The 12,497-nt window shown below is 41.1% G+C and carries 11 protein-coding genes; 3 read left to right on the forward strand and 8 right to left on the reverse strand.

Annotation, left to right across the window (positions count from 1 at the left end; genetic code table 11):
* Positions 1 to 35: 35 nt before the first annotated feature.
* Positions 36 to 1,661 carry an IS1634 family transposase gene (locus tag GTQ43_RS23085; protein WP_265272106.1) on the reverse strand — a complete coding sequence of 542 codons (1,626 nt, stop codon included), beginning with the start codon at positions 1,659 to 1,661 and terminating at the stop codon, positions 36 to 38.
* Between the two features lie 228 nt (positions 1,662 to 1,889).
* Between GTQ43_RS23085 and GTQ43_RS23090 the strand changes: the two genes are divergently transcribed.
* Positions 1,890 to 2,408 (forward strand): sensor histidine kinase, encoded by a 519-nt coding sequence (locus tag GTQ43_RS23090; RefSeq protein ID WP_265275065.1) that lies wholly within the window; start codon positions 1,890 to 1,892, stop codon positions 2,406 to 2,408.
* Between the two features lie 159 nt (positions 2,409 to 2,567).
* Here the strand turns inward: GTQ43_RS23090 and GTQ43_RS23095 are convergent, their stop codons facing one another.
* Positions 2,568 to 3,170: a Uma2 family endonuclease gene (locus tag GTQ43_RS23095; protein WP_265275066.1), complete on the reverse strand. Its 603-nt coding sequence runs from the start codon at positions 3,168 to 3,170 to the stop codon at positions 2,568 to 2,570.
* A gap of 445 nt (positions 3,171 to 3,615) precedes the next feature.
* Between GTQ43_RS23095 and GTQ43_RS23100 the strand changes: the two genes are divergently transcribed.
* Both GTQ43_RS23100 and GTQ43_RS23105 read left to right on the forward strand, forming a co-directional pair.
* Entirely contained in the window at positions 3,616 to 4,410 is a 795-nt protein-coding gene (locus GTQ43_RS23100) for a DUF2993 domain-containing protein (RefSeq protein WP_265275067.1), read from the forward strand.
* Positions 4,411 to 4,680: 270 nt separating this feature from the next.
* On the forward strand, positions 4,681 to 4,881 hold the full coding sequence (locus GTQ43_RS23105; protein ID WP_265275068.1) for a DUF433 domain-containing protein: 201 nt from the start codon (positions 4,681 to 4,683) through the stop codon (positions 4,879 to 4,881).
* A gap of 7 nt (positions 4,882 to 4,888) precedes the next feature.
* Here the strand turns inward: GTQ43_RS23105 and GTQ43_RS23110 are convergent, their stop codons facing one another.
* From GTQ43_RS23110 to rodA, 6 genes are all read right to left on the reverse strand, one after another.
* Entirely contained in the window at positions 4,889 to 6,280 is a 1,392-nt protein-coding gene (locus tag GTQ43_RS23110; RefSeq protein WP_265275069.1) for a UDP-glucose dehydrogenase family protein, read from the reverse strand.
* A gap of 148 nt (positions 6,281 to 6,428) precedes the next feature.
* On the reverse strand, positions 6,429 to 7,379 hold the full coding sequence (locus GTQ43_RS23115; RefSeq protein ID WP_265275070.1) for a UDP-glucuronic acid decarboxylase family protein: 951 nt from the start codon (positions 7,377 to 7,379) through the stop codon (positions 6,429 to 6,431).
* A 391-nt stretch (positions 7,380 to 7,770) separates the two neighbouring features.
* Positions 7,771 to 9,906 carry a cation:proton antiporter gene (locus GTQ43_RS23120; RefSeq protein WP_265276524.1) on the reverse strand — a complete coding sequence of 712 codons (2,136 nt, stop codon included), beginning with the start codon at positions 9,904 to 9,906 and terminating at the stop codon, positions 7,771 to 7,773.
* A gap of 143 nt (positions 9,907 to 10,049) precedes the next feature.
* Positions 10,050 to 10,706 carry an HAS-barrel domain-containing protein gene (locus GTQ43_RS23125; protein WP_265275071.1) on the reverse strand — a complete coding sequence of 219 codons (657 nt, stop codon included), beginning with the start codon at positions 10,704 to 10,706 and terminating at the stop codon, positions 10,050 to 10,052.
* A gap of 88 nt (positions 10,707 to 10,794) precedes the next feature.
* Positions 10,795 to 10,992 carry an NAD(P)H dehydrogenase subunit NdhS gene (locus tag GTQ43_RS23130; RefSeq protein WP_265275072.1) on the reverse strand — a complete coding sequence of 66 codons (198 nt, stop codon included), beginning with the start codon at positions 10,990 to 10,992 and terminating at the stop codon, positions 10,795 to 10,797.
* A gap of 82 nt (positions 10,993 to 11,074) precedes the next feature.
* A complete protein-coding gene (gene rodA, locus GTQ43_RS23135; protein WP_265275073.1) occupies positions 11,075 to 12,388 on the reverse strand; it encodes a rod shape-determining protein RodA in 1,314 nt (437 codons plus the stop codon).
* Positions 12,389 to 12,497: the final 109 nt, after the last annotated feature.

Below are 12,497 nucleotides of genomic sequence, written 5' to 3' on the forward strand. Positions count from 1 at the left end.
ATAAATTTTTCTTCATTTTCCAAAAGTTGTTCACTTTAAGAAAGCAGATAATATTTTAGACAAGATGATGGCAGGCAATTCAAAATAAAATTACGTTCTAATGTTAAATTAACAATTTGGTTAACACCATTTAAAGTCAAAAGATGAATTCCTTGAAAACATTGAAACACCCATCTTAATGTCGGAGAAATCGTTAACTTACCTAGTTGATTTTTGATTCCGATTTTGATTCTTTTTAAGCTATTTCTCAGTTCCCTTTGTCCAAGATTATAAACTAACAAGCACAAAGACATTAAAAATAACATCGTCTCGATTCTTTCAGGGTTTTCTACAAATAAACTATCGGCAAAAAACAAAGGGTCTTTTAGAAATCTGAACCCTCTTTCACAAGACTGTTGATTTTTGTAATTTGTCAAAATTTCTTCTGGTTTTAACTTATCATCGTCAACTAAGTTTGTCGCTAAAATAAATCTTCCCGCTTCTTTTCTGATTCTTTCTATCTCTTCTGGCTTTTGATGCTCCACTCCTTCTATTTTGTAAATAGTCTTATTACCTTTTGATTTACTTTGAATAACCTTAACTTCTTTAATTTCAAAGAGGTTCAATTTTTTGTTTACGCTTTTTAGTTTATATCGAGCTTGTTCTGGACTTTCAAAATCTTCTTTGTTTATTTCCTTGAGCAGCTTTTCAACTTTGATTTTTTCGGTTTTCATCTTTTTTTCTAACTTCTTCAAATCACTTTCTTGTCTTTTTTGACTTTCTACTATTAGCCAATTTTGTTTGATGCCACCATAATTTACTATTTCCGATTTCCACTTGTATCCGTCTAAATTCAAGGCTGCTCTTTTTGCACTTTCTTCGGAATTTATCTCTTCTATCTCTACCGAATGAACTAATTCCTTTGCTCTTTTGATTGTCATCGGTACTCTACTTATCCATTTTAGATGTTCGATTAATTGGAGATTTTCTTGACTATACAATGCACTATCACAGACCATGATACTATCAAAGTTTATCTGCTTTTTAAACTCTCCTAATATTTTTCCAAACACGGCTTTGTCTGCTTCATTTCCATCTCCTGCTCTCATTAATAATGGTATATCTCCATCACTACTTGTTATTAAATCTAATACACATTGTTTCAAGTCTGCTCTATGGTCGCGCGAATATCCTTTGGTGATAATTATTGGTTTTTGTTTGATTATTTCTAACTCTTTCTCTTGATTATATTCATTTTTATATTCCCCATGCAGATGAAATGATGTCGCATCTAAATGAGAATATTTTGTTTCTATCTTGAATTTATTAATCACAGATAAGACAATTTCTATAAATAGGTTATTCAATCCATATTTATACAATTTATCCATAACTCTTCCCAGTTTATCATCATTCACATAATCGCTTTTTATTCCTTCTGCCAATAATAATTCGATTCCTTTGTCTTCAAAAAATTGACTAAATAAATATAAAGGTCTTGATACAAATCCTAATCCATTGAGCAGAATAGCTTTTACTAATATTCCTGATGAAATTTTTTCCCGAACATCTATTCCTAATTTGGAGTTGATTATGTCAACTATTCCTATTTCATCAATTAGTCCAGCTACTATTCCTAAGTGATCTATATTTTTAATTTTTGTTTCTGAGGTTGGAGACAATTTTTCTACCTCTAAAATATTTTAGATTTTTTTGATTGTCTCACTTTTTCGATTAGAAGCTTCTAAGTATTTTTACTCAGGTATATCCAAGGATAACTCTGTATTACTTTATGCTACTTTTGAAGTGCGGAATGTGGGCTAGAAAACTGTCAGGATGAATGGGATAACTCTTCTAAGCGACTGAGGAATTTACAGAGGATTCAACTCTCTGTCAAAAATATGGTTCAGATGTTAGACGATATTTTGACCATCAATCGAGCCGAAACCGGAAAACTAGAATTTAATCCCAAACTTCTAGATTTAGAAGGATTTTGCGGTTATTTTGTGGAAGAAATGCGCTTAAGTACAGACCAGAGGCACACACTTAGCTTTGTTTGCCAAGGAAAAGCTATTCGTGCTTTGGTAGACGAAAGGTTGTTGCGTTCCATTCTGTCTAATTTGCTGCTGAATGCGATTAAATATTCTCCTCAAGGAGGGAGTGTTCATCTTAGTCTAGAGTTTAAATCAGATACGGTGATTCTCCAAGTTAAAGATCGGGGTATTGGGATTCCATTAGCAGATCAAAAGCAGCTATTTGAGCCGTTTCATCGTGGCAAAAATGTCAGAAGCATTCCTGGTACTGGATTAGGTTTGGTAGTGGTGAAAAAGTGTGTAGATTTACACCAGGGTCATATTAATATTACCAGTGAAGTGGGAATTGGTACAACTTGTGCGATCGCTCTTCCATTAGGGATTTCCAACAAATAAATCAGAAATTTGCTTAATTAAGACTTATGCACGAGTAATGGAAAACTGGCAAGGGGTTTTACCCAGCTTGCTGTAGAACTGATTGCGATCGCTTCGTAAGAGACTATAGCAGGAGACAAGGTGTATGAAAAGGCACTGGCTTAGATAGCATTTTCAAAATCATTTCCAAACCTCGGTCAAATCTAGGATAAACCCAGGTAAGATATCTTCACCTGACAAGGTTAAGGGATTATCTATAACTTCTACAGACTGGCCTTGCCTATAAATCTCTACCTTTTTGTTTTTTCGGTCAATTAACCAACCTAAACAAGCTCCGTTTTCTATATATTCCCTCATTTTGGCTCGTAGGGGTTTCATATTGTCATTTTTAGAACGCAGTTCCAGTACAAAATCAGGACAAAGAGGGACAAATCCATCTTGCTGTTCTGGAGTGAGTGCGTCCCATCTGTCTTGACCTACCCAAGCTGCATCGGGAGAACGATCGGCTCCGTTAGGAAGGTGAAAACCTGTCGAAGAGTTAAATGTTTTACCAAGTCCTGTTTGACGGTTCCAGAGCCATAGTTGTCCTTCGATATCTAAATTCCTATTTCCTGTAGTACCTCCAGTTGGAGCCATAACAATTAGCTCTCCTGTCACAGTTCGTTCTAGTTGTAAATCTCGGTTAGCGATCGCCAACTCAACTAACTGCTCGTGGGTGACTGTAAGTGTTAGCGTTGGTGGAATATTCACTGCAATGGCCCGATGTGTTTTGGCTTGTGTCACTGTTTCTTCTCAAACCTACGCTTATTTGGAAGCTCTACACGATTCTAAAAACCATTTGCATTCATTTCCATAGTTTAAAGTAAATGCGTCACTATGGCGAACTGGCGATCATTATCTGTAGACAATTTTGTTTGAAACTACTTTTTGGCGTAATTATGGGTAAATTTAACCACTGACTTACCAAAGTGTTAATCGCATTTGTATCACCCTGCTTGCAAGTTCTAGAATATTTAGCTGTATCATACTTAGTACTGGTGAGAATCTTAGCAATAACTTAGTTCAAGTATTCCCACTCACTAGATTAAAAGTAACATTTAACACATTTAACTTCTACCCATCAGCTATCCAACTTCTACCCATCAGCACAATCAATCACGGGATCGCTTGCTGTATTCTTCATAGTTTGTTACAAAAGTACAAAGAACTTCTAGAGACTAAAAACCACATGTTCGGCGGACTTACTGGTTTACAAGATCCTAAAGGCACTGATTGGGGAGAGCGGATGCTCAACACGGTTGCCAGCCAAACGATTCGCCACCTGTTTACGCAAAGCGAGTCAGTAGAAGTCTTTGTGCGCTGCTACCCCTCCAGCAAACTGTTGCAAGGCAGCATTGATAGCTTCAAAATGAGCGGTCGTGGCTTGGTGATTCGGAAAGATTTCGCGGTGGAGGAGATGTCTTTTGAAACCGATGCGGTTGCCATTGACTTCGGCTCGGTTTTAAGTGGCAAACTCAGTCTTAAGCAACCCACTCAAGCAATCGCTCAAGTAATTTTATCAGAAGCAGGTATTAACCAAGCCTTTAGTGCGGAACTGGTGAAAAAGCGTCTGCTTAACCTCTCTGTACCATCCCTGACGGCATTATCTGGCGGTGAACCAGTTTCCTTTACGGAAGTGCAAGTGCAGCTATTACCTGGAAATCGGTTGCAGCTTGTAGCAAAAGCAGATTTAAATAATGGCGAACTTGTACCCCTGAGCATGATTCTAACTATAGGCATTGAAAGGCGGCGGCGAGTTTCTTTCAAAGATCCAAAAATCGAACTTGAGCAAGTACCAGAAGCACAACGGGAAATTTCCCAAACCTTGAGTGTAGCGCTGGTAGAAATTTTAGATAATATGGTTGATTTGGATCGTTTTGACCTTGATGGAGTGAAAATGCGACTCAACCGATTAGAAACTGAAGGTCAAAAACTTATTTTCAGTGGATACGCTGAAATTGAACGTATTCCAAATAGCGCTTAATAGGAAAAAAACACGTAAAAATACCAAATTTTTTTAGGATTTGGTCAGAAAAAATCTGCGAAATGTGGGCTAAAAAGCGATGCTTGCGGCGGGCTGCGCCAACGCTCTATTTCATCCATAACCAAAAACAAGCAATGCTAAACCCATACATTCATTGACGATAGACGAGCGATCGCACTATTTCATCCATAACTAAAAGCGATCGCTAATTAGTGGATAGTTAAGATATAACTTATCCTTATATGACTGTTTCTTGGATAATAAACACAGATGTCTAAGATATCCGTAATCTCAGAACATATTGAAATTACTCCTGGTGTGTGTGGAGGTAAACCGCGCATTGCTAGACACAGAATTAGAATTTTTATTCAAATACAAAAAAGCGATCGCACTTTGCGTAATCAGAAAGGCAATCGCTTGATTTGTATGGTGGAAAATGGGAAACGTTCGGGTTACACAAGCGTCAGTTAAAAACTCTCTACCTTCCCACACCTACATATTGGAATCCGGCGCGGATCAGTGTTTCGGGGTCGAGGAAGTTACGACCATCGATAATAACGGGGTGCGCCATCAATTTCGCCATCTTCACATAGTCAAGAGTGCTGAACTGTTGCCATTCAGTGACGAGTACTAAGGCATCGCAGCCGTCAGCTAGTCTCTCGGCATCGGTTTCTACTAGCACACCAGAAAGCCCATGACGCATACCTGTTTGGGAAATGATGGGGTCATAAGCTTTGACTTTGGCTCCCAGTCGGTTTAGCTGCTCAATTAAAATCAGGGCTGGAGCATCGCGCAAGTCGTCGGTATCTGGCTTGAAGGTCAATCCGAGTAGTCCGACTGTTTTGCCTTTGAGAATTTTTAGAACTTGTTGGAGTTTCTCCAAAGCAATCAAGCGTTGGCGTTCGTTGACACTGACGGCAGATTTTAGTAGCTGGGCTTCATAACCATAGTCATCAGCAGTATGAATCAGAGCAGAGACATCTTTGGGAAAGCAGGAACCACCCCAACCAATACCAGCTTGTAAAAACTTGTTACCAATGCGGGAGTCTAGACCAATACCTTTGGCTACTTGGGTAACATCAGCACCGACGCGATCGCAAATATTAGCAACTTCGTTAATAAAACTAATCTTAGTGGCTAAAAAGGCATTTGCGGCGTATTTAATCATCTCTGCCGAACTCAGGTCTGTTGCCAGAATTGGCACTGGGGGCAAAGATTGATCGACAGCGTACTTGCGTTCTACAATTGGGGCATACAGTTGTTGCATTAAGGATACTGCTCTTTCGCTATTGCCTCCTAGTACAATGCGATCGGGGTTGAAGGTGTCGTGAACTGCCGAACCTTCGCGCAAAAACTCTGGATTGCTGACTACATCAAACTCGGCTGCAAACTCAGGTAATTTCCCATCACTCGATATTCCACCTGCTGGTACGAGAGTTTTTTGACGCTCTGCAATCCCATCTAGAACAATCATCCGCACCCAGTCACCTGAGCCAATGGGGACTGTAGATTTATTCACTATTACCTTATAACCACCGTTGAGATTTTCCCCAATTCCACGGGCTACAGCTTCGACGTAACGAGTATCACTTTCACCAGTGGGTAAAGGTGGTGTTCCCACTGCAATAAACAGAATTTCTCCGTGGGAAACTCCAGCAGCAAGATCGCTTGTGAAATGAATCTTCTCTGCTTGAATAGCAGACTGCATAATTTCTGAGAGTCCCGGCTCAAAAATTGGGGATTGCCCAGACTTCATTAACTTAACTTTTTCTTCGTTGTTGTCTACGCAGATTACATCATGCCCAATATGAGCCAAGCAAGCACCTGTAACTAAACCAACGTAACCAGTACCAATCACGCAAACACGCATTTTTCAACTCCTTGCTTTTTTAGGGTTAGTCTTCAAAAAGAAGTTCTCAATATGACATTTATACATTGGCAGTGAACTCAGCCACTAAGCATATTAGCTACCGATCGGATGAGTCTTCATGAAAATTCAGAGCGGCGCTAGGTGCTGCTTAGTTGGTTGAATTATTGACATCACCTTGAATGCGATCGCGGAAATCTTCTATTGTCAGTTTTAACCCCTCTTGCAGAGGAATGGTAGGTTCCCAATTTAACCAAGTCTTTGCCTTTGTAATATCAGGCTGGCGACGGCGGGGATCGTCCGAAGGTAGTGGCTCGAATTTAATCTGTGCGTCTGGGTCGATCATATTCTGCACAGCTTGGGCCAATTGTAAAATCGTGTATTCACCGGGATTGCCCAAATTTACTGGCCCAACATATTCGCCATTCATCAAGCGAATGAATCCTTCTACCAAATCGGAAACGTAGCAAAAACTCCGAGTTTGTGAACCGTCGCCGTACACGGTTAAAGGATTACCCCGCAAGGCTTGAACTATAAAGTTGCTCACCACTCGACCATCGTTTTCTAACATTCTCGGCCCGTAGGTGTTAAATATCCGAACAACTCGAATATCAACTTTATTTTGTCTGTAGTAATCGAATGCTAAAGTCTCAGCAATTCTTTTACCTTCGTCGTAGCATGAACGGATCCCAATGGGATTGACGCTACCCCGATACTCTTCAGTTTGGGGATGAACTTCTGGATCTCCATAGACTTCACTGGTTGAAGCCAAGAAAAACCTAGCTTTCACACGTTTAGCTAACCCCAACATATTCAGAGTTCCCATAACGTTAGTTTTAACGGTTTTAACTGGGTTGTACTGGTAATGTACTGGTGAAGCAGGACAAGCTAAATGGTAGATTTGATCCACTTCTAACCGAATCGGTTCGGTAATATCGTGGCGGATCAGTTCAAAATACGGATTACCTAACCATTTAAGGATGTTGCGTTTATGACCAGTGTAAAAGTTATCCAAGCATATTATTTCATGCCCATCGGTCATTAATCGGTCGATGAGATGGGAACCAATAAACCCAGCACCGCCCGTCACCAAAATTCTCATAGTTTCCCAGTTACTTACAAATATTTTCAGTAGCTATTGCACTTACTTTTAGATTACCCAGCTTAGGCACAAAAATACAGAACGAAAAAAAGAACAAGGCTTAATCAAAAAGTGTTGTTGAACTTACTTAATTTTCTCCGGTTTTAGTTTTGTGATGTTTTTACCTGCTTCTTTAACAATTTAACTAGCAAAGTAACAAACTTAGTCTCAATATTGTCAGTCTTCTACTTAAAGTTCATCAAATCTTCAATAATATAAAGCGTTTTTACGTTTATTTGGTGTTCTAAGTTGGATGCAAAGCAGCAAAGAGTAGATTGACTAAGAATGTAATGTGATGTATTCCGTGATGCGTAGCCCTAGTCCACTCAGACGATCTGAACTCTGTCCCATCTTATACAGGAGATTTAATGCTAGTAACCGTATTAGAGTTAATTATATTCGTTTGAGTGCGTTGCGGTTCCCCAAGCATGACAATGGAGCAGGTGAGTTGTCTGGCTAACTGGGTTGTAACATCGCTAATAGCTAAACCTCCAGGGCTAGTACGATTACGTATAAAAGGTAAAACTACTAAATCATATAATCGTGCTGCCTGTAAAATTGCTTGGGCAACATTTTCATGAGCGATAATTTGAATTTCTGGGGTATTAGCCAAAGCTAATTGAGATACCATTAGGGAGAGATGCGATCGCCTCCAAGCAATTTTACTGGAACTGGTGCGGCGATCGCACACATTTAGCACAGTAATATGGCTTTGATTTGCCTCTGCTAGCATCTGGGCAAATTGTACAGGCTGTAAGGTAGGTGCTGTTAAATTTTCTACTGGTACTAAGATGCGCTGAATTTTTTTCGGTGATTCTACTAGACGTGTCACCGCTACTGGACAATGGGATGCCCACAGCACACCATCAATCACATTCCCAAATAAACGTGCTCGTAACCCAGTCCGTTTACCCCAACCCGTCACAATTAAATTAGCCTTTTGTTCGCGGGCGGCTCGGCTAATTCCTTGAGCAAAGGCATCATCAATTCGCAGCATTGGTTCGGCGGGCACACCCAATACTCGACTGTGTGCCGTGGCTTTAGACAATAACTGCTCACTGCGTTGTAGAGAAGCTTCTAACTGTGGTGCATCCATGTGAGCAGTAGCAGTAGCGATCGCTAGAGGTATAATTTTTCCTTGAGACTGGCGTGCTAATAACGCTGCCATTTCAATCAAATGCTGTTCAGTATGAGGATTATAGACAGGTACGACTATCGTAAAAGTGTTGTCTGTCTCTGGTACATTCTGCTCAGGGAGAGGCGGTGCTGGCTCTTCGGCTGGTGATGAATTCAAACCAACAGCTATTTTACCAGTTATTAACGGCCCCAAGGTTGACGTGACAACCATTAAGATAATGACGCTGTGTAATACTTCTAGTGAGAGCAACCCGGCTCGATATCCCACTAAGGTAGCTGCTAAGGTTGTACCAACCTGGGGAAGTGATAACGACCACATTGTTAGGGTTTCTTGCCACTTGTAGCGGTAAACCAGTTTTGTCAACAAAGCTGCAATCAATTTACTGACAATCAAACCGATTATCATCAACAGCGTTAACTTGAGCGTGTCTAAGTAGTTCACAAAAGCGGGTAGATTTATCATTAAGCCAAGGTCAACGAAGAAAATGGGAATAAACAGCACGCTGCCAATAAATACCACCTTTTCTTTAACTGGGCCTTCACCCACAGCTTCATTCACCGCCAAACCCGCTAAAAAAGCACCAACAATTTTTTCTACCCCAATCAATTGAGCGCCCACAGCCGCCAGAAATACAGCAAGTAATACAAACAAAAACTTGTTTCCTTCGTCATCTCCAGACCGCTTAAAAAATTCCTTCCCTGCCCAATCAAAGCCTGTGACAACGGCAACAGAGTAAATAATTAACCAACCCGACAAGGTGAGTAGTTTCGCAAAGCTGAATCCGCCAGCATGAGTCATACCTACACAAACGGCTAAGATCAGTACTGCGCCAATATCTGTAAAAATCTTAGCTCCAATGGTGACAGTAACAGCTTCATTGTTTACCACTCCCAAACGGCTGATTATGGGATATGCCAAAAGGGTATAGGAAGTGAATAAAGAGCCAATTAAGATTGAAGTATTCCAGCTATAGCCTAAAATCAGCCCTACTAAGGTTCCCATTACTAGGGGGACACTGAAAGTCAAGCTAGCAAACCCCAATGCCCGACTTTTTTGCCGACGAAACTTTTCTAGATCGATTTCTAGCCCGGTGACGAACAGCAAATAAATTAACCCAATATCTGATAGCAGGTTAATCATCGGTGAGTCAGACTGAAATAAATTCCACCCTGAAGGCCCAAGTACTAGCCCTGAGAAAACCAAACCCACTAATCCTGGCAATCTTAGCCGCTCAAACATTATGGGGATAACTAAGATGACCACCAGCAAAATAGCAAAGGGAACAATAGGTTCCTTGCCAAGAACTTGGGAAGTTGGTTCCAGAACAAGAACTTGTGATATGAGTTCCATCATGTAGGAATTGAAGGGGCTGTGGTAAAATTGCGATTACCTTGGGGCGATCGCCTGATGGAGATAATAATTGGGAAGCCACCTGACGAAAAATCAAAAATATTAATTTACATTAACTAGGTAATTGTCCAAAAACTAACTACCTACGGGTGGATTTGACTTAAAATAAACCGCAAGCGATCGTAGTCGTCTTTAAGTAGCACGCTCAGGTTCCGTCCAGCTTTAATTAGCCATTCTCGGTCAGCTTTGCGTAACTGGTATACATCCCGAATGGCAGCTGCGGTCAAAGACTCGACTGGCGCACCGTTAATACAAAGCAGTGTCCGCAAAAAATCTAGTTCTTCAGTAAATTTAACGATCGCTTCTGGTTCACACCGATAAACAGCTTGATGAATTTGCGGAGGACGGGGTGGTAGATATTGATATATTCTTTGGTTATAACCTCGATTCTGGGAAGATTGTTCAAATCCCACGATCGCAGCCCGGAATTCCGTCCTCAACATCGCAAATATTTGGGGTTGTTCCTCGCGTAAGTCTTGCAATGACAATCCCAAAGCCCTAGCCCGATGTACTGAATCTATCGGCATAGTTGTGGCATAATATATGACAGCATAAACTTGATTGCCAGATTCTTCATCTACTGAACAAACCCAACTACCAAAGGGCGGCATGGAGGGAAAAGTTAAATCTGGTGGTTCCAAACACTGAGCTAAAAATTCTGTACTGGTAGTTTCAATCACTTCCGCAATGTGATTCGGATGGCGATCGCCAGTAGCAAACTGTGGTAGGGGAAGGCGCATAAAAGTGCTGAGTTAGGAGTTAAGAGTTATGAGTGATGAGTTGAAGAATCATAACTCCTAACTCCTAACTTCTCACTCCTAACTAATTTTATTTGGCTTTTTTACGTCCGGCTGTGGTCTCTACGAGTTCCAATTCGCTCAGGCGGAAGGTAACTAATTTATCCCAGTTACCACCTTCAAATAATACAGCTACTTTGCCATCAGTCAGTCGTTGCACGAGTCCTTCAGAACGATAATAGGTATCTGCGGGATTCTTGACGCGAACAGTTGCTCCAGGCAGAATCATGTTTTTAGCCTCGCTTGTTTCCTTTTAATAGCTTAATACTTCTTAATGGGCATTGGGCAACTGACAAATGCCTAATGACGAATCAATAGTACTTCTGCCTTTGGCGGAAATTTGCTACTGATTCTACTATTCCCAAGGAAATGAAGTTAGTCAGCATCGCAGAACGCCCATAGCTCATCCAGGGTAGGGGAATACCTGCCACAGGCGCTAAACCTACAGTCATACCAACGTTCACAATCACCTGAAACACGATCATGGACAAAACGCCAATAGCCAGCAAGGAACCAAAATTATCTTTGGCGGTTTGGGCAATATGCAACAGACGGAGGCAAATTAAGCAGAAGACAAACAGCACTACCAAACAACCAACAAAACCGAATTCTTCCCCTACTGCGGAGAAAATAAAGTCTGTATGCTGTTCAGGCACAAAATTCAGTTGTGTCATTGGCCCCTTGAACAAACCCCATCCCCAAATTTCACCAGCACCAATAGCAATACGAGATTGGATTAAGTGATATCCAGCACCAAGTGGATCGTGATCGGGATCCATAAATACAGTGAGCCGATCTTTTTGATACGGCTTTAAAATATGGTTCCAGGCGAAGACTCCTAATTCGCCACCGAGTATGTTAAGAGTCCACGCACTAATGGCACTGAAACCAAATCTACGCCAAGGAAGAGTTTGCCAGCCTACAATAGCCATCGCAAATGACCAAACTATCCCTAATGGGCCAAAAGATAGTTCTTTGAATAAAACTATCGGCCCTGATAAAGGCCAAGATATACTCAGTAAAATGGCGGCAACCACAGGAGAAATCATCAGAATTAACCAACCTGGGTTAGCATTTGCCCAGTAAAGCATTCCTAAGACGATCGCACCAAATACCAGTGATGTTGCTAAATCTGGCTGCAAAAACACTAATCCCCAAGGGATGGCAGTGATTGCCAGAACGCGGAAAACCCCTTCGAGGCTAGAAGCAGTCCGCCTATGTAGCAAAGCTGCTAAGGTGACGATCATACCAATTTTGGCAAATTCTGAGGGTTGCACGTTAAAGCCGGCGATACTAATCCACCTCTGTGCCCCTTTTGCGCTAGTACCAGCAATCATCACAGCAATTAAGCTGAAATTCGTTAGTGAGTATGTTACCCAGTGCCACTGCATCAATAGTTCGTAACGGATGCGAGATAAAAACAGGGCTATAAGCACTCCGATACCCGCTACCATCCAGTGCCACCACCAATCAGTTACTGGCTGCTTCAACTCCGTACTGAGAATCATAGTGCCACCAAAGATACTGATAGCAACTGGCAAACAAAATAGGAGCCAATCTACCTGTTGCCAGGGCTTAACCCAAGACTTCCAGCGAATTTTGGGGAGCGATCGTTTTAACAACATTGTGCCAATTTAGACTTTAGCTTTTATTTAAGTGTTGGGAATTGGGAATTGGGCATTGGTTATTTTCGTTGTTTCTGTCTCTCTAAAGTTGTGTGCGATCTTTTGACAA

It is taken from the genome of Nostoc sp. KVJ3, from assembly GCF_026127265.1.
In the GTDB taxonomy this organism is placed as follows: Bacteria; Cyanobacteriota; Cyanobacteriia; order Cyanobacteriales; family Nostocaceae; genus Nostoc.